The sequence below is a fragment of the Aristaeella lactis genome, from assembly GCF_018118585.1.
GTDB classification, from domain to species: Bacteria; Bacillota; Clostridia; order Christensenellales; family Aristaeellaceae; genus Aristaeella; species Aristaeella lactis.
In genome coordinates this window covers 1,266,574-1,290,206 of record NZ_CP069421.1, presented here as the reverse complement: position 1 = coordinate 1,290,206, position 23,633 = coordinate 1,266,574, and the positions used below count along the sequence as shown (strand labels likewise).

The 23,633-nt window shown below is 55.4% G+C and carries 12 protein-coding genes; all 12 read left to right on the top strand.

What is annotated here, in order from left to right; translation table 11 throughout:
* Positions 1 to 48 precede the first annotated feature (48 nt).
* The 12 genes from JYE50_RS05965 (at position 49) to JYE50_RS05910 (ending at position 23,548) form a co-directional block, all read left to right on the top strand.
* Positions 49 to 1,482: an ABC transporter substrate-binding protein gene (locus JYE50_RS05965; protein ID WP_084097526.1), complete on the top strand. Its 1,434-nt coding sequence runs from the start codon at positions 49 to 51 to the stop codon at positions 1,480 to 1,482.
* A 156-nt stretch (positions 1,483 to 1,638) separates the two neighbouring features.
* Positions 1,639 to 3,195, top strand: coding sequence for an endo-1,4-beta-xylanase (locus tag JYE50_RS05960; RefSeq protein WP_084097527.1), 1,557 nt, complete (start codon positions 1,639 to 1,641; stop codon positions 3,193 to 3,195).
* A 314-nt stretch (positions 3,196 to 3,509) separates the two neighbouring features.
* Entirely contained in the window at positions 3,510 to 4,433 is a 924-nt protein-coding gene (gene lepB / locus JYE50_RS05955; RefSeq protein WP_084097529.1) for a signal peptidase I, read from the top strand.
* Positions 4,430 to 5,401: a sortase domain-containing protein gene (locus tag JYE50_RS05950; RefSeq protein ID WP_084097531.1), complete on the top strand. Its 972-nt coding sequence runs from the start codon at positions 4,430 to 4,432 to the stop codon at positions 5,399 to 5,401. Before lepB (JYE50_RS05955) ends, JYE50_RS05950 begins: the two co-directional genes overlap by 4 nt.
* Entirely contained in the window at positions 5,398 to 6,273 is an 876-nt protein-coding gene (locus JYE50_RS05945; protein ID WP_143763697.1) for a hypothetical protein, read from the top strand. The genes JYE50_RS05950 and JYE50_RS05945 overlap by 4 nt, the downstream gene beginning before the upstream one ends.
* Before the next feature lie 36 nt (positions 6,274 to 6,309).
* On the top strand, positions 6,310 to 8,331 hold the full coding sequence (locus JYE50_RS05940) for an ABC transporter substrate-binding protein (protein ID WP_084097533.1): 2,022 nt from the start codon (positions 6,310 to 6,312) through the stop codon (positions 8,329 to 8,331).
* A gap of 32 nt (positions 8,332 to 8,363) precedes the next feature.
* The gene (locus JYE50_RS05935) at positions 8,364 to 8,762 is read left to right on the top strand and encodes a hypothetical protein (RefSeq protein ID WP_084097535.1); all 399 of its coding nucleotides are present in this window, start codon (positions 8,364 to 8,366) and stop codon (positions 8,760 to 8,762) included.
* A 10-nt stretch (positions 8,763 to 8,772) separates the two neighbouring features.
* Positions 8,773 to 9,372, top strand: coding sequence for a signal peptidase I (lepB, locus tag JYE50_RS05930; RefSeq protein ID WP_084097537.1), 600 nt, complete (start codon positions 8,773 to 8,775; stop codon positions 9,370 to 9,372).
* A gap of 194 nt (positions 9,373 to 9,566) precedes the next feature.
* Positions 9,567 to 11,054, top strand: a complete 1,488-nt coding sequence (locus JYE50_RS05925; protein WP_179138458.1) for a SpaH/EbpB family LPXTG-anchored major pilin — start codon at positions 9,567 to 9,569, stop codon at positions 11,052 to 11,054.
* Between the two features lie 205 nt (positions 11,055 to 11,259).
* The gene (locus tag JYE50_RS05920; protein ID WP_084097541.1) at positions 11,260 to 12,480 is read left to right on the top strand and encodes a glycoside hydrolase family 5 protein; all 1,221 of its coding nucleotides are present in this window, start codon (positions 11,260 to 11,262) and stop codon (positions 12,478 to 12,480) included.
* 16 nt (positions 12,481 to 12,496) lie between these two features.
* Positions 12,497 to 13,402, top strand: coding sequence for a class C sortase (locus tag JYE50_RS05915; RefSeq protein WP_084097543.1), 906 nt, complete (start codon positions 12,497 to 12,499; stop codon positions 13,400 to 13,402).
* Between the two features lie 198 nt (positions 13,403 to 13,600).
* Positions 13,601 to 23,548 carry a DUF7601 domain-containing protein gene (locus JYE50_RS05910; protein WP_084097545.1) on the top strand — a complete coding sequence of 3,316 codons (9,948 nt, stop codon included), beginning with the start codon at positions 13,601 to 13,603 and terminating at the stop codon, positions 23,546 to 23,548.
* The last annotated feature ends 85 nt before the right edge of the window (positions 23,549 to 23,633 follow it).

The following is a 23,633-nucleotide window of genomic DNA, read 5'->3' as shown; positions in this document are numbered from 1 at the left end:
GGTTTCCGCGGGAAATCTGTAGGGAAATAAAAAAGGAGGTTTTCTCGTATGAAGAAAATCATTGCCCTGGTATTGGCGGCTATGCTGCTGCTCGGCTGCTGCAGTTTCGCTGCTGCCGAAGAAGTTCCGGAAGGTTATCCGGCAATCATCGAAGGCCTGGACTTCGGTGGCGCGGATGTGTACTTCTATGACTGGTGGTCTGATGACACCCGTTCTGACGATCCTTCTGAAGACCAGCAGCTCCAGTATGACTATCAGGACTGGCTGATGGAAACCTACCATGTTAAGGTCCATCTGCAGGCTCTGTCCGACTGGGCAGGCAACCCCACCGAGCTGGCCAACATGGTCGCTAACAAAGACAACTCCAAGCTCTGCATCGTGGGCATCAGCTCCGGTTTCGCAGGCGCTCCTCTGGCCAACGGCCTGTATATGCCCTGGACCTACGGTCTGGATCTGGGCGTGTTCAATGACGCTACCGTTGATTTCATGACCAAGGACGGCGTGTGCTACGGCGTGACCATGGGCGCTGCTGTTGAACCCCGTCAGGGCGTGTTCTTCAACAAGCGGATCCTGGAAGAAGCGAACATCGACTGGAACGAGCTGTATGACCTGCAGGCGTCCGGCGAATGGACCTGGGCCAAGATGGAAGAGTACATGGACAAAGTGCAGCGCGACATCGACAACGATGGCGAACTGGACGTCTATGCTCTGACCGGTAACGGCGACGATGTCACCGTGGCTCTGGTTGTTTCCAACGAAGCTGACTTCTACAAGTACAATGATGCCGGCAAACTGGTTCCCGCTATCGACAGCGACGAGATGAAAGAAGCTCTCGAAACCCGTATTGCCTGGGGCAACAAGTACATGCGGCCTAACGAAGCCTGGGACGACTATCAGAGGTTCTGGCCGGAAGGCAACGTGGCCTTCATGATCGGTCAGTCCTACGAAGGCTTCAACGGCAACAGCACCATCAACCAGGTTGCTGACGAGTGGGGCTTCGTGGCTACTCCCAAGGGACCGCGCGCCAACCGTTACACCTCCGCTGCTGACAACAACGTCTTCGGCGTTCCGAACGTGTATGACGAAGAGACCGCTCTGAAGCTCGAGCAGCTGTTCACCCTGTGGGCCATGCCCACTCCCGGCACTGATGAAGATGCCTGGGCCACCAACTACTATGCTCTGACGGATGACCGCGCTATCGAAGAAACCTACGCCATGCTGCGTAAGGGCGAGAACGCCACCATCATGAAGTTCAACCTGATCGGTGACCGCAACAGCTCCATCACCGAGATCACCTGGAACCTGGGCGGCGGTACCCCCGCTGAGATCATCGAGGCTGCTCTGCCGGCATTCCAGGGCCGCTGCGACGTGTTCAACGGCGACAAGACTCAGGAAGAAGTTGACGCTGAGAAGGCTGCTGCTGAAGCTGCCGCTGCTGCCGAAGCTGAAGAAGCTCCCGCTGAAGAAGGCGCTGGCGAATAATCGTCTGTAAGCATTCCCGGACCGTCCGAAAGGACGGTCCTTTTTTTGTACTCAGCTAATCCTGAATCGTTTTTATCATGCACTTGAACTTGATTATTCCCGCGGGAGCAGGTAGAATATGTACGAACAACTTAAGCGGAAAGGAAGATATATACCATGATCAAGAAGCTGCTTGCTTTTCTGATGATCCTGTCCCTGCTCGGCAGCAGTATGCTTGCGCTGGCGGATGATGCGAAAACGGTTTATACCTCTGATTTCACAAAGGACGAGGACGGCTGGTACGGCCGTGGCGCCATGTCTTTCCATACGGCGGACGGCACCCTGAAGACCGTCGGCCGCCAGAGCGCCTGGAACTCCCCGGGCCGTGATTTCCCCCTGATTGAGGGCGGAAAGTATGACCTGAGCGTTGAAGTGAAGCAGGATGACCTGGACAGCGCGAACTTCATGATCTCCATCGCCCACACCATCGGCGGGGCTGAAACCTATGAGAACCTGGCCCATGGTACAGCGAAGAAGGGCGAATGGACCACGCTGACCGGCAGCTATACCGCCGGGGATTTTTCCCGCTATGTCCTGTATGTGGAGACCACCGGCGCAGATACACTGGATTTCGAGATCCGGAACTTTACAGTGACCGCTCCCGAAGGTGAACCGGAACCCAAACCCACCGAGCCTCCGATGGTGATCGAGGAAGCAGGCGAGGTTCCGAGCCTGAAAGAGATCTATGCTGATTCCTTTGATTTCGGATCCGCTGCGCCGCAGATGGTGTTCCGGGATCCGAAATGGCTGAACCTGATGAAGACCCAGTTCAGCATCCTGACCCCTGAAAACGAGATGAAGCCTGATTCCGTGCTGGACGTGAACGGCAGCCGGAAGCTCCTGAAAGAGACCGGGGATGAGACCGCGGTGGCGGTTCACTTTGACGCGGCGAAAGCCCTGCTGCGCTTTGCCCAGCAGAACGGCATCAAGGTGCACGGCCATGTGCTGGTATGGCACAGCCAGACTCCGGAAGCTTTCTTCCATGAGGGCTATGACACCAAGAAACCCTATGTGAAGCGGGATGTGATGCTGGGCCGCCTGGAAAACTACATCAAGGGCGTGTTTGAGTTCCTGGACGAAAACTATCCCGGCGTTGTGGTTTCCTGGGACGTCCTGAATGAAGCAATTGACGACGGGTCCAACTGGCTGCGGAACAGCAACTGGCGGAAGATCATCGGAGATGATTTCCCGAACTATGCCTACGCTTATGCCCGCAAGTACGCGCCGGAAGGCACAAAGCTGTATTACAACGATTACAACACCGCGATCCCCGGCAAGCTGAACGGCATTGTGAAGCTGCTGAAGAGCCTGATTCCGGAAGGCAACATTGACGGCTATGGCTTCCAGATGCATCACAGCGCGACATTCCCGTCCATCCAGCAGATCAAAACCGCGGTGGAGACCATTGCCGACCTGGGCATCAGCCTGCGGGTCAGCGAACTGGACGTCACCGTGGACAACAACAGCGAAGCGTCTTTCAAAAAGCAGGCGCATTATTATGCCGACGTAATGAAGATCCTGATCGCCCATAAGGACCAGTTTGAAGCGGTTCAGGTGTGGGGCCTGACGGACATGATGAGCTGGCGGGGAAGCCAGTATCCGCTGCTGTTTGACGGAAACGGCAACCCGAAGCCCGCGTTCTGGGCCGTGGCGGACCCGGAAACATATCAATAATTCAGAATTAAGAATTCAGAATTCAGAATTATCCGCCTGCGGGCGGGGAAGCACTGAAAAGCTGCGCTACTGTCCAAGTTTCTGAATTGGGTAACGGCTGCCGCCGAATGTGTGAGTTACTTTTAACCAGGAGGGAAGGATCCCTCCTGGTTTTTAGTTGTCTGCAGACGAGTGTACCGCATTTGGAAAAAACTTGAAAAGAAAACACAAAAGATATATACTCATCGTGGTATATTCTACAGATATTTTGATCATTTTTTCCGGTAAGCATCAGCGTCCGGATTGTTCCGGAATACCGGGCACAGGAGATACGGATGGAGATCTATCATCCCAGAGATGAAGAGCTGCTTCGGGAAATGCGGCGTGTGAGGCGTTCCGACAGAAGGAAACGCCTCTGCATCGGCCTGTCCATCCTGCTGATCCTGAGCATCGCCACAGGCTTGTTCGTTTTCCATCGCTATTACCAGCTGGCCGTGACGCACGGGGCCGCCATGGGCGGTACGCTTCCGGAAGGCACCGTGGTCCTTGTCCGGAAGCCGGAAACCGGCAAAACCTATGAGGCGGGGGATATTCTGCTGTTCGAAAAGCGGCTGGCAAAGCCGGTGGAACTGACCATCCTCAGCCCGAAGGGCAAGACTCGCAGGTACTGCAAATACATCCTTTACCGGGATGTGGGAACAACCAGGCAGTATTTTTCCACGGCCGGCGGTACCGCTGTATGGCTGGCGGACCAGACCAACGCCGATGTGTTCCAAAGCAGTGATGAGGGTACGGTTACCATCGCGACGGAAGACCTGAAGAACGGGGAATACCACCTGCAGGAAGTGATGGCCTCCTACGGGCAGGATCTGCTCAAGGATCCGATTCCGTTTTCCGTGAACAACCCGGTCCGCACCCAGATGAAGCGGGTGATTGCGGGTCCCGGGGAACGGGTTGTGCTGAGCCCCTATGCTGAAACCCGGGTAAACGGCCGGGAGATCGACCGGAGCTATACCTCCGGACGCACGGAAGACGCGGCGCCGGAAGGACGACGGGTCATCGTGCCCAAAGACCGGTATTTTGTGCAGGGAGACCAGCTGAGTCTTTCCATGGACAGCCGGGAAACAGATTACAATACCGTGGCGGATGAAGAGATCCTGGGCAGGGCGGAGTTCGCCCTGTGGCCGCTTCAGTACTTCGGGGACCTGACAGGCAGGCAGACCACTGTCGCCGGAAGTGAAACGGAGGCGGCAGAATGAAAAAGTTTCTGACGGTACTGATCCTGCTTCTGCTGGCTGCTGCCGTTATCGGATACTTCATTTATCCGACGATTTCCGACCAGCTCGGACGGCGGCGGGACGCGGAGATCATGACAGCCTACCGGGAGAAGACAGCGGCGCTGGACGCCGAAGGAAAGGCTGAATTGTTTGAACAGGCAAAGGCCTGGAATGACAGCCTGGAAAAGGTCCATACGGAAGACGTATTTACGGCAGGAACAATCCGGACCACCAGGGATTACCAGAACCGGATGAACGTGCATGACGGGGTGATCGGGGAACTGGTGATCCCGGCGATCCGGCTGTCGCTTCCGATCTGGCATCTGAGCACGGAAACACCGGCGACCCGGAAACTGGTACATGTGGATACCAGCTCCCTGCCGGCGGACGGAAGCGGGGAGAATATCATCCTGGCAGGGCCGGGCATCCTCCAGGCGGAAGGCCTCCTCGGGGAAATGGGCCTGACGGACGAGCGGATGCTGGAGGACCTGGACAGCATGATCCCGGGGACCCTGATCATCCTGAATGTGACAGACAGGACCCTGGTCTACCGGGTGTCCGGCATACAGATGCTGTCGGCCGCGGGACTGAAGGAAATGGACCTGACCCCGGGCGAGGGGGAGGAACGGCTGACGATCATCTCCCCGCGGAAAGACCGGCGGCTGATGGTACAGGCGGAGCGGATCCCCGTCCGGGAAGCCCGGACGCTGCTGGCGGAAGAGGACCAGGCAGCATTCCCTGAAAACTGGAAGAACGTGCTGTTCCTGGGCTGCCCGGTGATGATCGCGGGACTGCTGGTCCTGCTGGCTATAGAGCTGATCCGCGGACGGATCTACCGGCTGCCCGGCGAGAGAATGCCGGAAGACGGGGAACAACAGGAAATAACAGAAGAGAAGAAAGAAACAACGGAAAAGAATCCGGACAGGATCGAAGAGGTTGAGGAGCAATGAAGAGAAGCAGACTGAGGATGCTGGGCATCGCGATGGTTCTCGCGCTGCTGTTTTCCGCTGTGTCTGTTCCGGCCGGTACGGAGGAAACGAAGGACGGCTGGCTGAGCATCACCATAGGCGATGACAAGAACGAATTTGATCCGGGCGGGATCCATCTGGCCATCTACCTGATCGCCACAGGAGATTACGGCGACTGGACAATGGAGGATGATTTCCGGGATATCACTGTTTTCATCCGGAAGGACGGATCCGCTTCCGTGGACAAAACGCTGAGCCAGATCCGGCAGCGGATCGCGGACAGGAAGATCAAACCGACCGACAGCGCGGTCAGCGATGAAAACGGTAAACTGGAGTTCAGAAACCTGGTACATGGTATTTATTATACAGAAATGATATCGGGGCCGGAACGCCTGACGATGAGCGCGATGCTGCTGGCTGTGCCGAACAGCTCCGGCAATGTACAGGTTCGGGCAATGGCCAAGTATGAATATGAGACGCCCACACCCAGTCCAACGCCAACGGTGAAGCCTACGTTTACGCCTTTTGTGCCGCCGGATGTAACGCCGACGCCGACACCGGCGCCGACCGACGCTCCTTCTGAATCGCCGGACAATACGGCAACACCGTCCGTTTCCCCGGCGCCGACTGACAAAACCACACCCAAACCCGCATCCAAAGCCACGAAGAAGCCGGCGAGGGTTACCAGGGAACCGGTACCGACACCCGCGCCCGTAACAGACAATACGCCTGTGCCGAAACACGCGCCTACATTGCAGCCGAATCCGGGAGAAACAACCATAGCCATTGAGGATTATGAAGCTTCCCTGGGGCTTGGCAATATCCAGATCCATGTCGGTGTCTGCTTTGAGTGATGCCCGGAAGAAAAAGATCACGGGGGTTCAGGATTCATGAAAAGACTGATCGCATTGCTTGCTGCCGGAATGCTGCTGTTCAGCGGCATTCCCGCGTCCGCGGAGACGGCCGTGTCTGCTTATCCGGACAGGGACTATGAGGAGCTGACAGTGGGCAACCCCACCCGGATGGACGGGAAATTCTTTACCGATATGTGGGGCAACGCCACAACCGATATTGACGTACGGACGCTGGTCCACGCCTATTACCTGGTTTCCTGGGGCTATGACACCGGCTTTTTCCGGGCCAATCCGGTGGTGTGCGCCGCGCAGGGCGTGTTTGAGGACCAGCAGAATTACCGGATCTACCGGTTCCAGCTGATGGATGACCTGTATTATTCCGACGGAACCGAGATCACGGCCTGGGACTATGCTTTCTCCGTCCTGTTCCAGATCGCACCGGAGATCGCCGAGCTGGGCGGCCGGCCTATGGACCTGTCCTACCTGGAAGGCTATGAGGAATATATCTCCGGCGAGGTGCCTTACCTTTCCGGTGTCCGGGTGACGGATGACAGGATGATCGAATTCAGGGTGAAGCCGGAGGCTCTTCCGTATTTCTTTGAATTGTACCGGCTCGGGTTCCTGCCGTATCCGATCCATGAGATTGCCCCGGGCTGCAGGGTTTATGATGACGGGAAGGGTGTCTATATCGGCAATGAGGACCGGGAAGTGACTGAAAGGATCTTTACCCGGGACCTGCTCGAGGCCACGGTGATGGATCCGGACAGCGGCTACCTGTCCCATCCCACGGTGGGCAGCGGCCCGTATACGATCACTTCCTGGGACAGCGAAACCTGTACGTGTACGTTTGAGATCAACCCTTATTTCAAGGGGAACACGGAAGGCTTCAAACCCACGATTCCGAAGCTGCGCTTTACCCTCGCCAGGGACGAGGACATGGTCGAAAAACTGGAAAAGGATGAGTTCCAGCTGCTGAACAAAGTGGTTCGCCGGGATACGATCGATAAGGGAATGAATCTGGTTTCCTCCGGAAAAGGCTATACGATGACCAACTATCCCCGGATCGGCCTGACCTTCATCGTTTTTACGCCGGACAGCCCGGAAGTGCAGGCAAAGAACGTCCGGCAGGCGATCGCCTACTGTATGGACAAAAACGCCATGCGGGATGAATATACCTACCTGTACGGCATTCCCATGGACGGAATGATCGGTATCGGACAGTGGATGTACGGCATGGTCAAGGGAACGGAAGAGTATCCGGAAAGCCTGCCGGAAGATCCCACGCCGGAGGAGGAAGCCGAATACGAAGAACGGATCGGGCAGTGGGAATCCCTTTCCCTGGACGGTGTGAAACACTACGAGCCGGATATTGGAAAAGCATCCCGCCTGCTGGACGCGGACGGCTGGACAATGAATGAGCAGGGGAAACGGTTCCGCGAGGGACAGGATGACGTGCGCTGCAAGATCGTCCAGGGTGAACTGCTGACGCTGGATCTGACCTGCGCTTATCCGGAAAGCAATGAAATGGCGGAGGCGATGGAAAAGAGCCTGGTACAGCCCCTGCGGGAAGCCGGCATCCGCCTGACCCTGGTACCCATGGAGATGAATGACCTGGTGCACGCCTACCATGACCGGGAGATGGAAGGCATTGACATGTTCTATGTGGGCGATGACTTTAATATCGAATTTGATCCCCAGCTGTTTTTCCTGCCGGGTGATCCGAAGGCACCGGCGGAAGACAGCCTGGCCTGGGTTCATGCCCAGATGTATGAATACGCCCGCCTGATGTGCGAGACCATGCCGGATGATGCCCTGGGCTTTGTACAGAAGTGGATCACGTTCCAGGAAAAGCTGAGCGACATGCTGCCGCTGATCCCGGTATACTCCAACGTATACTATGATTTTTACACCAGCGACCTGATGAACTACGACATTATCCAGTACATCACCTGGGGCGATGCCATCGTGGCATCCAGTTACTATAACGTGTACCAGTCCATGGTAGACAGGGGCATCGATCCCTCCATCACGGATGATGATTATGAACTGCTGCCGTAAAACGATACGGCCGGAATGCGGAGGAACAGCGCATGGCAAAAAACATGCTGAAGAATCTCGGACGCTTTGAACTGCTGGAACTGATCTACAACATGCGGAAAGAGAACCTGGAACTGAAGGAACGCTGCGAGGCGGCTGAAAGAAAGGTTGCTGAGATCCGGGAACAGACGGACAAGCAACTGGATTACGCCCGCCGGGACTATGAAAACCGGATTGAGGAGCTCCGGATGCAGGGCGCCGCGAAAGACCTGCAGATCCGCATGAAGAAGATCGAGGAACAGCTGCGGCTGCTGCAGAAGCTGACCATGGTGGATATTGACCTGCCGGATCTGACAACTGAAGAAGAGAACGATCAGACGACCGGGCAGGAAACGCCGGAACGGCCGGAAAGAGCCGGAACGGAAGAAAACAAAGAAGAAGTAACTGAGTGAGGGATCAGCTATGGCCAGGAAGACCAGGAAAGCCGACAAGCTGCCGGAACTGAACGAGATCGAGACCGAGATGAGCCAGGTCCGGAGCAAGGGGAAGTTCAGGCAGGCACTGAAGGGAACCTTCGGGACCTTTGTCATCGTGGCGGCCCTGGCGGTGATCATCGCTTTCATTTTCCTGCCCGTGCTGCGGATTACGAACGGGCATAACATGGAGCCGGGCCTGCAGCCCGGGGACATTGTGGTCCTGGTGAAAACAGACGATGTGAAGACCGGGGATGTCTGCGGGTTTTATTTCAACAATAAACTGCTCCTGCGCCGGGTGATAGCCGGAGAAGGAGACAAGGTGGAGATCGACGAGAAGGGCTATGTGAAGGTAAACGGGGAATTCCTGGAGGAGGACGGCTATATTTCCGAGCACGCGCTGGGACAGTGCGATATAGACTTTCCCTTTCGCGTACCGGCGGGACAGTTTTTTGTGATGGGGGATAACCGGGACTTTGCCTTTGACAGCCGGGCGACCAACTTCGGATGCGTTTCGCAGGAGGAGATCTACGGCAAACCGATGGCCCGGATCTACCCGTTTGACAGGCTTACCTGGTTTGGGTTCTGACCGGGATGATCCGCTGAAAGTTACTATTTACCGCATATGTACGCAAAAGCATTGACAACTATTGGAAACACGCCTATAATTACATCACAATAGAACACGTATATACAATGTTACTCAACAAGAAGAATCCTGTAAGTAATTCAATATAAGCGTTAACCACGAACGGCAAAATAATGAATGAGGGGATGCTGACTATGAAGAAACTGTTTGCTTTGATGCTGGCACTGGCTCTGATGGTGACAGTGTTGTGTGCCTTCGCGGAAGGTGACGGAGGAGATACCGGGGGCGGACAGACAACAACCTCTACGGCTTCCACGCCGAGCATCACAATCAAGACCACTTCCAAAGACGCGGAAGCGGCAAAGGATACGACTGAGTATACGTATTACCGGATTCTGGAAGCGGATATCGGTACAGATCCGCAAATCAATGATGTCTATCAGTCCGGCGGGTCTGTATCCTACCATACGGACAGCCAGGCCAAGGCAGATGCCCTGGCGGCCGCGACAATTCCGGGCACAGAAACCAAAGTTTTCAAAGTGACCCGGGTTGGTGAATCAAGCAGGTGGTATGTGGAACTGATTGATCCGGATATCAGCGGCGCTCAACTCGCAGCTGCTATCGGAACGATGAACCTCAGCATTTTCCCGTCTGCCACATTCAGCCAGACAGAAGTCGCGGGCACCGCGACCAGCGGAACTGTCGATCCCGGCTATTACTACGTTACATCCACCGCCGGTAAAAACGTGGCTGTACAGACGCTGACCGCTGTGACCATCAGCGAGAAGAATGAATTCCCGACGGTCACCAAGGAAGTCGATGAGACGGACGAAAACGCCCAGATCGGTGATGATATCACCTTTACTATTAAGGTGAAGATTCCGTCCACGGCCAACGATCAGATCGTGCTGACGGATACCATGACCGCCGGACTGAGCTATAAGTCCATTGATTCGGTGAAGATGGGCGGATCAACAGGAACGGATGTGGCCTCGGACGCTTATACTGTGGCGACTACCTCGGACGGATTCACCCTCACCCTGCCCCAGGAGCTGGTCGTGGAAGCTGCCGGGAAAGCTGAGCTGGAAAGCACCAAAGTCATAGAAATTGAGATTGTCTGTACCGCAATGCTTGACAAGGATGCCCAGACAGCCAATCCTGAATCGAACTCCGTGGTGCTGGACTACGGCGAGAATTACACAACGAAGCCCAAGAAAGCGGAAGTCAAAACCTATGAGTTCAAGTTCAACAAGATCGACGGCACCACAAAGGACCCGCTGGCCGGGGCTGAATTCCAGTTCCTGCTGGACGGCACTCCCATGAAGCTGGTTGAGGTAACCGCAGGTAAGGAATACCGGATCGCCGAACCCAATGAAACAGGAACAACGACGACGATCACCACGACCGGCGAAACTGTGCGCATCTACGGCCTGGATACCGATGTGCAGGCCTACAGCCTGCAGGAGACAAAGGCGCCGACCGGCGGTTACAAGATCCTGAAGGACGCTGTTCCGGTCAAGGCATCGGAAGGCTCCTTTGGTGAGATCGACGTGGAGAACAACGAAGGAACAGTTCTTCCCAGCACCGGCGGATCGGGCACCACGATCTTCTATGTGATCGGCGGACTGCTGATCATCGGCGCGGGCATCGTGCTGGTGGCCCGCCGCAAGGTTCACGAATAAGGAATCCTGAAGCAAACCCTCTCCCCGGGCCCGGATGGGACCGGGGAGCCCTTTGATTCAGAATTGTTCATTCTGAATCAAAAAGCTCAATTCAAAATTCACAATTCATAATGTATTTGTACAAACGTTTGCTTGAAGAAACAGAATTCATCGCATATAATGACAGCAGAAAGAAAACCTTTGCACAACAGGAGGAACATACCGGATGCGTAACAGGAAAGTATGGGCGCTGCTGCTGGCCCTGAGCCTCATGATAACCGCGGCGGCGGGACTGGCGGAGCCGCCGGTACAGACAGAAGGGATCGAGATCCCGGTGATCGGGGATATGAAAAAGTTTGAAATTCCGGAAAACGACGCCATGGCCTTCATGGCGGACATGAAGTGCGGATGGAACCTTGGCAATACCTTTGACGCGTATAACGGGTACAGTATGCATTCACAGGGAACCAGCATGGAGTCCAGCTGGGTAGGTGTGAAAACCACTCCGGAGCTGATCGCCGCGATCAAAGAGGCCGGGTTCAATACCATCCGGATCCCGGTGAGCTGGCATAACCATGTGGACGAAAACAATATAATCGATCCGGAATGGATCGACCGGGTCCGGGAAGTGGCCGGCTGGGCGCTGGACCAGGGGATGTATGTGATCGTGAACACTCATCATGACAATGATGTGAAGTATTACTATCCGGATACGGTTCATTATGACCGGTCCGCTGCCTATCTTTCCGCAATCTGGACCCAGATGGCGGAAAAGTTCAAAGACTGCGACGATCACCTGATCCTGGAGTCCATGAACGAGCCCCGGCTGGTGGGTACCCAGTATGAATGGAACTGGAACAATTCCGTGGCGGAATGCCGGCTTTCAGCCAAGTACATCAACCAGCTGAACCAGCTGTTTGTGGACATTGTGCGGGGCTCGGGCGGAAACAACTCCACGCGCTACCTGGCGGTTCCTGCCTACTGCGCGGCACCCTGGAACGCGGTGGACCAGGCCTTCCAGCTTCCGAATGACATTGCCGAAAACAGGATCATTGTATCGGCACATGCCTATACGCCCTACAACTTCGCGCTGAATACCGGCAGCCAGGACAGGACTTTTGACCTGAAGATGGACCAGGGCAAGAAGGGCGAAATCGCCAGCTTTTTGAACAGCCTGTACAGCCGGTTTGTCAAATACGGCACACCGGTGATGATGGATGAATTCGGCGCGCTGGACAAGAACGGCAACCTGCAGGACCGTGTCAACTTCACCGCGTATTACGTCGCGTCCGCCAGCACCAGGGGCATTACCTGCGTCTGGTGGGACAACGGCAACTTTACCGGCGGCGGGGAACGGTTCGGCCTCATCCAGCGCAACACGCTGAAGTGGATCTGCCCGGACATCGCCCTGGCGATCCAGGCCAACTGCCTGTACAACCGGAAATAATAAGGGAAGCTGAAACATGAAGAAAGCGGGAAAAGCTCCGCAGGGCGGAACCGGAAAAAAGAAGAGCCACCGGGTGTCAAATACGATCCTGGTGCTGATTCTGCTTGCCGGTATAGCCATTGCGGCTTATCCCGCTTTCAGTGATTACTGGAACAGCATGCACCAGACCCGGGCCATCCAGAGCTACGCGGAACGCGTGGCGGAGATGGACAACGAGGAATACACCGCGGTCTGGGAAGCGGCGCTGGATTACAACCGGAGGCTTGCTGAGAATCCGAATCCCTGGGCCATGGAGGATGAGGATATCGAGGATTACGAACGGCAGCTGAACGTGGACGGGACGGGCAATATGGGATTTATCTCCATCCCGAAGATTGACGTGAACCTGCCGCTGTATCACGGAACAAGCGACGCGGTACTCCAGACTTCCATCGGACATATTGACGGCACCTCGCTGCCGGCCGGCAGCGTCCATCCGGATCCGGATGATTTCAGCAAAGTGGAGTATGCCTCCCACAGCGTGCTGAGCGGTCACCGGGGCCTGCCCAGCGCCAAGCTGTTCAGCGACCTGGACGCCATGGAAGTGGGGGACGTGTTCTACCTGACGATCCTGGACCAGACGCTGACCTACCAGGTGGACAAGATCAGCGTGATCCTGCCGGAGGACAGTTCCGAACTCTCCCTGTTTCCCGGGAAGGATTACTGCACGCTGATGACCTGCACTCCCTACGGCATTAACACGCACCGGCTGCTGGTCCGGGGTGTGCGGGTGGAGAACGATAAGGAGCTGCTGGACGTGCGTGTGACAGCGGACGCACTGAAGGTCGAACCGCTGTATGTGGTTCCGTTCATCGCGGCCCCGGTTCTGCTTCTGCTGATCCTCTGGGTGGTCCTTTTCCCGGGCAAAAAGAAGAGAAGATAGGAGCTTATAGGACAAATTGTCAGAAATATCCAAAGAAAAGCATAAAAATGTGTTCAAAATACAGGTTTAAAGCCTTTTAGTTACATGAATTCCATTGACAAATCGTAATAAAAAATACATAATTAAAGGTGGATAATTGTACAATCTCAGCAATACCTGAAAGCGTATAAGCTTACTTGTTTCAGAGAGGCTGTGTTTATGTTCAACCGAAATGATCCGGAGCGAAAAATCCGGCAGGTAAAGGGATGGAGGAGACTGACCGCTTTCCTCTGTGCTTTCATGCTGCTTTTTTCCTCCTGCGGGTTGAATGCTTTTGCACAGACAATATACTCTGATCCGGTTACAGTGCCCGCGCAGAATACAGAATCACCGGAAGAGACGCCCGCTCCTGCGGATGCGGCTGTGACCGGTGAGGACGCGGAGCCTGTCATCGACGAATCTGCCGCGGAAGATGCGGCGGAGGTTCCCGGAACGGATGAACCCGGCGAACCGGCAGGGGAAACACCGGCTGAAGACGTGCCCGCATCCGGAACGGACGTGGAGCAGCCGGAAGGTCCGGACGAAGAAGAAACAGCGGCAGAAGCCGGAGACAATACAAACAACGATCAGACAGAAGAGATCGGCGCGGAACCGGGGATCGAGTATTTCCCCGGAACGCTGACCCTGGAGACGGCGGAAGGTTCCGTCAGGATCGAATATCCCGCGGAGGCACGCCTCCCGGAAAACACCGTGCTGTCCCTTATGCCGGTGAAAGGCACGGAGCTTTATGCTGCCCTGAAATCCGCAGCGAAGCTGATCCGGAATGAGGAAAACGATACCTGGCAGCGCCAGGTGGCTGATGAGGGCAACCGTTTCTGGATGCCGGCCCTGAAAGACACGGACGGAAACGAGCTCCGCCCTCAGGCCGGCGTGACCCTGAGTTTCACAACGCATGAGGCGCCGAAAGGCGCGGAGTGGTTCCGGGCGGGGGACAATGCCGGAATCCTGGAGGTGCAGGACGGGACGGTCACCATCACGGATTACGGGATGGAACCCTTTGGCTATGCCCTGCTGGAACGGGTGCAGATTGGCACTGTGACCCAGGAGTATTCAGCAGGCGATTATACTGTGACCGCTTCCTACGGTCCGGACGCGGGCTTCCCGGAAGATACGGAAATGAAGGTTCGGGAGATCCGGCCGGGCACGCCGGAATACGCCCTTTACAGCGGCATGACCGAGGAAACGCTGGGTGAGGAGTGGAGCGAGATCACCCTGGAGCGTTATTTTGACATCACTTTCGTCAGCGGCGGCGAGGAAGTGGAACCGCAGGCGGATGTGGATGTACAGATCCTCTTCCGGGATATCATCGAACTGACGGAAGAGCACGACGTCCAGGCAGTTCATATTGAAAACCACGAGGCGGTTGTCATTGAATCCGAAACGGATTCGAATGAGGACAGCGCGAAACGGAACAGCGAAGCGATTGACACGGTATCCTTTACCGCGGACAGCTTCTCCGTGTTCGGCGTGGTGCAGCGGAAAAAGATCACACAGAAGGTCCTGGCTGCGGACGGAAATACCTATGAGATCAGCGTGATCTACGGGCCTGACGCGGAGATCCCGGCGGACGCGGAACTGGCGGTGACGGAGCTGCAACCCGGTGATCCGCAGTACGCGGAACATCTGCGGAAGGCCGTGAAGGCAGCCCTTGAGCAGTCTGACCGGATTTCCGGCGATGAGCCTGTATACATTAATGAAGACCAGTACGGGCGGTTCTTTGATATCGAAATCCGGTCCGGCGGACAGAAGATCGAGCCGGACGGCAATGTTTCCGTGAAGATCAGCCTGGCGGACGCTCCGGAAGAACGGACAGATGAACTGCTGGTGGTTCACTTCGCGGAAGCGGAGCCGGATATCCTTACCGCAGATATCGGTACAGAAACCGGTATTCAGTTCGAGGCTGATTCCTTCTCGGTATACGGTGTGATCACCATGCCTTCCAGCACACCCCAGAACGACCTGGGGGATCTGGACAGCAGAAGGTTCACCATGAGCCACAACGGCCAGTATGTGACGAGTACGGTTGATCTGGGCACCACAAACCAGCTCCATAAAACAAGAAACGCGAACGAAGCCACGGTCTGGACTTTCGAAGCGACAGACACCGCGGGCATCTATAATATCTTTACAACGGACGCCCAGGGAAACAAGCTGTATATGAATTTGAACCGCCGTGACCCAAGCCGCGCCCACGGAGCTGTGAGCAGTACGCCCCAGGGATTCGGGGTTACACGGGACAGTAACGGGAAATACCTGATCTCTGCCAGCATCGGCAGCGATACCTACTGGCTGAACGAGTTTAACGCCGGAACCGGGTTTGCCGGATGGTACCAGAGAAGCGCCGGCTATGACCTTCTTGATCTGCAGTTTGCCGATCCGGTGATGGAAAACGGCAAGGAATACATGGTTCTGGCGAAATATGACGGAAATTACTATATCGTCAACAATGACGCCACCCTGACGCCCGTCGATTATGACCCGGTGGCCAACCGTGTGGCGGTGGATAACCCCATGCTGTGGACAGTTGACGGAACCAATCCGAACAGGCATATCTACTTCAGGTCGGAAGCGGCCGGATATACTTCCGACCAGCTGCCGTCCGACTATTACCGGCGTTACCTGGATCCGAGCCAGGCTAACGCCCTGTCCGAGGAAAACAGCGGAAATGTTACCCTTGATCCGCATTCCAACCAGGCCTGGCGGGATGACGAGGGCCATATCAACTATCCCAACACCATCATCAGGCCTACGGACGCAGAACGCAGCTCCAACGTGAACTATTACAGCCAGCAGGTGTACACACAGCCCTGGAACGGCAATAATCACCTGGGAGTTGAACTGAACAGCCACGGAGTGCCTGTCCGCCTGGTGGGGCAGCAGTCGGCGGACAACGGTGTGGAGATCCTGTTCGCGGATCCGACGAAGGTCGGGGATCCCATCGCCCGGAACCATTCCGTAAACCATATCGACATCTCCATCGCCGGTGAATCCAGGGTTAATGTACCCCTGGCGTACGGTACATATTATTACCGGGATCCGGATACGGGCGCGATGATCGAATATAACGTCACTACGAACACGACGCTGAATCTGAGCACCAAAGTATCCATTGATCCCGAAGACATGAAACACGCCACGATCAAGGCGTATGACAAGAATAACAACGAACTGGATGACGCGTTCGTTATCACAGGCTATTCCTCCAACGCCCATAACGATGTCAGCGCCGTGCAGGTCCGCGTTGAAGGCCGGTTCAAGGTGGCGGAAGTCAGTACGGCCTATAACTGGTGGGAGGATACCAACTCCGACCGCATGAAGCGTGAACGGCTGAACAACCAGATCACCTATGTGGTCTCGGCGGTCAAGAACGAAGACTTCAACATGGTGGATCCAGACCGGGGCCAGCTGTATGAAAAGATGGCTGACGGCACCTATAAGCCGCTGTCCCTGAACATGGACGTGGATATGACGGCCAGCTTCACCTACTATGACAAACTCAATGAGTGTCCGCCTGTCCGCTGGAACTATGACCTGTGGCAGAGCGGCGGCATCATAGACGGAAGCGGCATGGACTTTGTCCTGGGCGGAGATACCGAAGCAGCCAGCACAAGCGTTGTGGCGCTGGAAGTGACAAAGCAGATCGTGGATGAAAACGGAATGCTGGTTCATCCGGCTGAGAAAATCATCCACAGCGTGGACATCTACGGAAACACGGCCAAGGACGCAAACGGCCTGGTCGCCAATCCCAATATTGTGGCGGAGGTCAACGTAAACCAGTACGGAACGGAATTCGTTCCTTCCGGCTACACAAAATACCACTCCAAGAATATCGCTGTCGGGCCGAACGGCATGACAGTCGTGTATGACTATGCCATCAAACCCGGCATGTATTACGTGACGGAAGATAAAAGCACCATCGCGCAGACCTTTGTGGACACATCGGGAGACACCTGGGAATACAAGGAAACCTACATCGCGACCGAGTACGTACGCCGCGGCAATAAGTATGATGACAAGGAAGCCTATCCGGATCCGCGCCATCTGAGCAAGATCTACACCATGGATGATCCGGTGTACGCTGCTGTTCCCGAGGTTGTCGGCACGTTCAAGACGCTGAACAATGTGGAAAAGAAGAACGGTATTGTCGAGTTCTACGTCTATAACGTTTATGTCAACACGAGCCATACCAGCCTGGAAGTGGAGAAGCTCTGGGCGGACGGCACGCCTGTTCCGGCAAATGCTGTGGTAACTTTCGACCTGTATTACGCGAAACGGCAGAAAACAAATAACGGCGAGCCGGTGGCAAACCTTGCCCCCTGGCCGGACTATGAGGAATACCTGCCCGTGGACGGCGATCCGATCTTTGACCCGACCATTCAGAAAGTGCTGACCATGAGCACGAACGAAGCCGCGGAGGACTGGACAGGTACGTTTACGGGTATGCCCGCGAACTGGCGGGATGCTGACGGCAATGAATGGGAACTGGATTATTTCGCCAAAGAAGCGGCTTTGACCGTGGACGGCGAGAATATCATCAGTCAGTACAACCAGACAGCCGAAAAGGAAGAGCCGGCCCCTGAGGAAGTTGATTTTTCGGACGGTAAGGTGATCATTACCAACGCGGCAGCCAGGACCGAAACAACAGTAAAAAAGAACTGGTCTGATGATGCTGCCCATTATGACGATGAATCGATCACCCTGAAGCTTGTCCGCTACAGGAAGGAAGCCCCGCCGGAACCGGAGGAGGGAGTCCTGCACATATCGCATATCACTTCCGGGATTCCGGCCTCTCCGGAACTGCCGGCAGGTTTTACAGCGACCTATTCCTACGTCGGTCCGGTCTCCGCATCCGGTGTGCCGGCAGGTTCCTATTCCGTACCACCGGGACGGTATACCGTAACCGCGACTGTAACCAACGGCGGTGCGCCCTTCGGATACACCTACAGCTTCACATCGGATCCGGTTACGGTCAACGTGCATGAAAACGGTGTTGTGACCACCGAGTTTACCAGCTTCTATTCCCAGAACGCCGGAACGCTGAATATCACGCATGCTTCCGCCGGCCTGTCCAATTCCCCGGCGCTGCCCGCGGGATTCGCGGTAACCTATTCCTGCACGGGCAACGGATCTACCTACCAGCTGCAGCCCGGGGAAAACACCCTGCCTGCCGGTACTTATGTTGTGACAGCCAATGTGTCGAACGGAGCGCCGCCTTCCGGCTACAGCTATGCCAGCACAACGGAGCCCATGACAGTTACTGTCTATTCGAACGGAACAACAAACGCCGCATTTACGAGCTATTACGGCCGCTTTGTAAAAGTGACCGCAAAGCATATCCAGCAAAGGGGCGTTTCCTGGAACATCATCACAGACGTTTATGAGAAGGAATTCGCGGTCGGAACCATCATCGAGATCGCATACTCCACCAATTACCTTGACAGCGAACTCTATATCAACGGCCAGCGGGTGACTACCTTCCACGGTGACGGCAGGCATACATACAGCTATACCATCCAGCGGGAAGGGGATATCCTGATCGAGGCACTGGATCCCTGGTTCCCCAACGGATTTACCACCAAAATCACGGTTGAAGCCATCGGCGTATCCGGGCGGACGGATGAACGGCACGGACTGACCGCCGGCTTAAGAGCGGCACGGTACACCGCTTCCGCCGGCTTCACATCAGGCGGCAGCAGACTGCGCGCCTCCGGACTGCCGGAAGGCTACAGCAGGGATGAAGACTGGTCAGAAACCGTTACGGTGAGCCTGTCGGAAGACTGGACAAAGGTTGTCAGTGAACTGGACGTCTATGATGAACACGGACAACCGTATTATTACGCGGTGGAGGAAGAGAACATTCCCGCCGGCTATGACTCGGAGGCAGGCGCGCCCGTTTCCGCTGTGGACATTGAAGACGCCGTGCTGACGGTGACCAATACCTATATCAATCCGACAACAGGCAACCTGATCGTTTCCAAAAAGATCACCGGTAACGCCGCGGACCTGACGGAGGAATTCACATTTACCGTGACCGTCACGGACGCGGAGGGACAGCCGATCCCGGACGGGGATTACGGCGCAATGACCTTCAGTGGCGGTACAGCGACTTTCACCCTGACGAACGGCGAAATGAAGAAAGCCCTGGAACTTCCGGAGGGCGCCATATTTACGGTCACTGAAGATCCTAAAGGCTATACGGCTGTACAGGCAGGCGGGGAAGACGGAGACAACGTCATTGAGGCAGGCGGGACAAAGCATGTTGACTTTACCAACACGCTGGATACCTTTGCGGACCTGAAGATCTCCAAGACAGTAACGGGCGAGGAGATCAATGAGGACCAGGTGTTCGTCTTTACCGTGACGCTGCCCGGGCACACGGGTGAGGAAACCTTTGATACCGTGATGGCTTCCGGCGGTGAAGACAGGGAAGGCAGCCTGACGTTTACGGACGGAACGGCCACCGTTGAACTGAAGCATAATGAGAGCCTGACCATTAAAAACCTGCCGAACGGTACGGATTACGTTATTACGGAAGACAATTACACACCGGAATACTATGAGCCTCAAATCGAAAATGCCAGCGGGACCATCGAGGGCGGCGAAAACGTCACGGTGGACGCGTCCTTTATCAACCCCAAAGTGCCTGTGGTAGACATTACCGCGAACAAGGACTGGGGAACCGCGGACTATATTCTGGAAGCCACCGCGGTACAGTTTGTGCTGAAGCGGACGGCAGGCGACGGAGAACCTGAGGTCGTCGACACCGTAACGCTGAAGGCGGAAGACAACTGGCAGGTATACTGGGAAGGCCTGGACAAGTATGTGAACGGAGAACTGCCGGAGGAAGAGCGGACAGCCTATACCTACAGCGTTGAGGAAACCGGTGTGTACTTCGGTGAGCTGGTGGACGGCGAAGTGCCGGAAGACGGCTGGGTTACGGACGGGGAAACGCTGGCCGCCATGTACAAAACCGAAGGCGGCGCAGTGACCATGACCGGGGATTACCTGAACCATGGCATGGCAACGATCACCAACGAGACTGAAACGGCAACGGTGATTGTGGAAAAGAACTGGCCTGACTTTGCGGATGATGATTCCTTCACCTGGGAAGCCGCTTTCCAGCTGCTGGCGGATGAAACACCGACAGGGGATCATCTCATCATCCGGAAGGATACACCCGCTGAGGAAAGGACTTTCGCAAACCTGCCGAAGTTTGCAGTCGATGAGAACGGAGAAGCGAAGCTGATCGACTATACGGTTCGGGAGACTTCCTACAGTGTTTATGAAAACGGAGAACTGCAGTTCAGCTATGACGGAACAAACTATATTCCCGATGACAGGTACAAGCGGTATCTCTCGTCTTACGACTCCGAATTCAATGAAGACGGCGAGGAAGTGATCACGGTTACCAACGTGACCACCAAGGTGAAGTCCATCCGGGTCACCAAGGAATGGATGGGTGTTCCCATCGAGGAGACAAAGGATCTTCCGGCCGCTTCCTTCGCGCTGGCCTATATTCCGGCAACAGGCTGGGGAAATCCGCAGCCTTATGAGGATGATACAGGATTTGACTATACGAGGATCTGGCTGAGTTACAAAAACAACTGGACCTGGGAATGCCCGGTAGACCTGCCGGAAGAATACCGGTATTTCGTTATTGAAACCCCGCTGACCAAGCCAAACTGGGATTCCGCGGACGAACATGTCCGGACGGATCCGCTGATCGATGAATTCCCGATCATGATCGAAGGCTATAAGTGCCGTGACGTTATCGATACAGGCAACTGGAGTTCCCTGGTTCACTTCCAGCAGCCGCGGAACGCGAATATCGGCAATCACGGGGAGATTAAGATCCTGAACAAGCTGCCCGGTTATATGCAGATGGACCTGAAGAAGAAATTCCTTGAATACAGGGATAACGGCAATGGCGGGCAGAGTCTGTATACCACCACGGGTGAGGACCAGGCCCAGAGCAATATGATCATTGAGCTGCAGATGATGCGGCGGACCATCGATTACAGTTCGGGAGAAGACGTCTACATTACCGGCTGGCAGAATTACGGCAAACCAATAAAGCTTGGCTATGACGCGGCAGGAAATGACTATGTTGACAATCCCAACCCGTTCTCGGTCAGCTCCCGGGGCTCCTGGAACTTCAATGTTGAGGACAATAACATATATCACGGCCTGCCTACCAAGGGACTTTACAGGAAAGCGGACAACTCGATCATTGTCGTCCGGTACCAGTATATCTACAAGGAAGTACAGGTGTATGACGGGAACCTGAACCCGATCGGCGGGCAGTGGACATCCTGGTTGCCTTATGCCTGGGACGCGAACGGCAACAAGGTGCGTGTTTCGGAACTGCAGACAGCGCAGGATCAGGACCGTATGCTGAACGCCCCCGGTACTTCTCTGGATATCGAGAAGGGCTGGGCGGACAACCGGGTGGCCGCCAATGTTGAAGAGGTTTACGTCCGGGTGGAACGCAGGGAATACGGCTCGAACGGACCGTATGAGGACTACCTGTCCGTGATCAGCACGGAAACGGAACTGGGCAGCCTTGGGCAGAACCACTTTATCACCAGCGGCCCCGATGTATACAACCCGGTTACAAACCGGATCGTGCTGAACAGGAACAATGACTGGAAAGCGACGATCGACAAGGTGCAGATCTTCCCGAACGGCAACGGTGCCAAACAGTATGAATACCGCATTATTGAAACGGGATATATGGATCTTGCCGGTAACGTATATCTGAACACTGAGGCGTTTGAACCCATCACCTACTATAAGCACGGGCATAATGAAGGAGACTGGGTGAAACAGGGCAGCGGTGTGCTGCTGAGCAGGGAAGGCCCAAACAAACTGAAGGTGGAAAACACTTCACACTTTGGCCCGCTGCAACTGACCAAACAGGTTCCTGAGGCAAGTACGGAAGCCGCAGAGGAGCAGACCTTTGAATTCCATGTTGAAATGCTGCTGCCTCCCGGAATGGAACTGAAGCCGCTGGATCTGGTTGTGGAGAACGGCACAATCAGCGATTTCACCTGTGAGGGCGAGGTTGCCGAATTTACCGTATCCATCCAGGGCCAGGGCACGGTATTCATTGACGGTATTCCGTTCGGAACAACCTACGAGGTAACAGAACCGTCCGTGCCGGAAGGCTGGAAGCAGGACGGCGAAACGGTTTACAGCGATGAGGAGGGTAAGCAGATCGCGCTTGGCGATGATCCTTTTGACAGCGTCATCATCACCAATATTGAGGTCACCTCCATCTCCGCGGAGAAAACCTGGAAACAGAACGGCGTGACTGTGGACTGGCCGGCTGAAGTGACGGAGATCACCGCGGGCCTGTACGGCAGTGTGAACGGCGGAGAACCGGAACCGGTTGAAGACGAGGAAGGCAATCCGCGCAGACTTACCTTCGGGCAAAACGCGAAGATTGCAGACCGGACCTTTACTGAACTGCCTGTCTATGATGAAGAAGGCAATCCCATTACCTACAGCATCCGGGAGGAAAGCATTTCCGGCGGTCAGGAAACAGCGGACATCACGGACGGAGTTGTTACGCTCGCAGGGAAAACCTGGCAGGCACTGGCAGGCGAGCCGGACGAGGATAACCATGTGGTCATCACGAACAGCCGGACGGAGATCCATCTGCTGAAAACTGACGCGAATACCAACGAGGCGCTGGCAGACGCGGAATTCCGGCTGATGAAACTGAACGGGGACAGCTGGGAAGTGTTCATGGACGGGATCACCGTTGGTTCGGAAGGAGAAGAAAAAGGCAGGGCTGCGGTTGACGGACTGACAGAAGGATCCTACACGCTGATGGAAATGAAAGCGCCTGCCGGCTATATCGCTCTGGGAATGCCTGTCGGATTCAGGGTGCGGAACGGTGAGATCCTCTTTGATAACACCGGCCACGTAACCTATGACGCAGATACAGCCACCTTTACCGTACGGAACAAACCGGGGCTCGCTCTGCCGAGCACCGGCGGGGAAGGCACGCTGGTATACACGGCATGCGGACTCGGGATGATCCTGCTGGCGGTGATCCTGCTGATGGTGAGAAGAAAAAAATGGAAAAATAATTGTATGTAACTGTGCGTGCAACTGTTTTTGGAGTATAATACAGGAGAACGAGAGTATAGGAACATAAACCGGACCTGTCACAAAAGGAGGTGAC

Excerpts from the sequence above, each read along its gene's own strand:
- JYE50_RS05915 (WP_084097543.1), top strand. The coding sequence starts at position 12,497 with ATGAAGAAAGCGGGAAAAGCTCCGCAGGGCGGAACCGGAAAAAAGAAG.
- JYE50_RS05935 (WP_084097535.1), top strand. The coding sequence starts at position 8,364 with ATGGCAAAAAACATGCTGAAGAATCTCGGACGCTTTGAACTGCTGGAA.
- JYE50_RS05910 (WP_084097545.1), top strand. The coding sequence starts at position 13,601 with ATGTTCAACCGAAATGATCCGGAGCGAAAAATCCGGCAGGTAAAGGGA.
- JYE50_RS05925 (WP_179138458.1), top strand. The coding sequence starts at position 9,567 with ATGAAGAAACTGTTTGCTTTGATGCTGGCACTGGCTCTGATGGTGACA.
- JYE50_RS05965 (WP_084097526.1), top strand. The coding sequence starts at position 49 with ATGAAGAAAATCATTGCCCTGGTATTGGCGGCTATGCTGCTGCTCGGC.
- JYE50_RS05960 (WP_084097527.1), top strand. The coding sequence starts at position 1,639 with ATGATCAAGAAGCTGCTTGCTTTTCTGATGATCCTGTCCCTGCTCGGC.
- lepB (WP_084097529.1), top strand. The coding sequence starts at position 3,510 with ATGGAGATCTATCATCCCAGAGATGAAGAGCTGCTTCGGGAAATGCGG.
- JYE50_RS05950 (WP_084097531.1), top strand. The coding sequence starts at position 4,430 with ATGAAAAAGTTTCTGACGGTACTGATCCTGCTTCTGCTGGCTGCTGCC.
- lepB (WP_084097537.1), top strand. The coding sequence starts at position 8,773 with ATGGCCAGGAAGACCAGGAAAGCCGACAAGCTGCCGGAACTGAACGAG.
- JYE50_RS05945 (WP_143763697.1), top strand. The coding sequence starts at position 5,398 with ATGAAGAGAAGCAGACTGAGGATGCTGGGCATCGCGATGGTTCTCGCG.
- JYE50_RS05940 (WP_084097533.1), top strand. The coding sequence starts at position 6,310 with ATGAAAAGACTGATCGCATTGCTTGCTGCCGGAATGCTGCTGTTCAGC.
- JYE50_RS05920 (WP_084097541.1), top strand. The coding sequence starts at position 11,260 with ATGCGTAACAGGAAAGTATGGGCGCTGCTGCTGGCCCTGAGCCTCATG.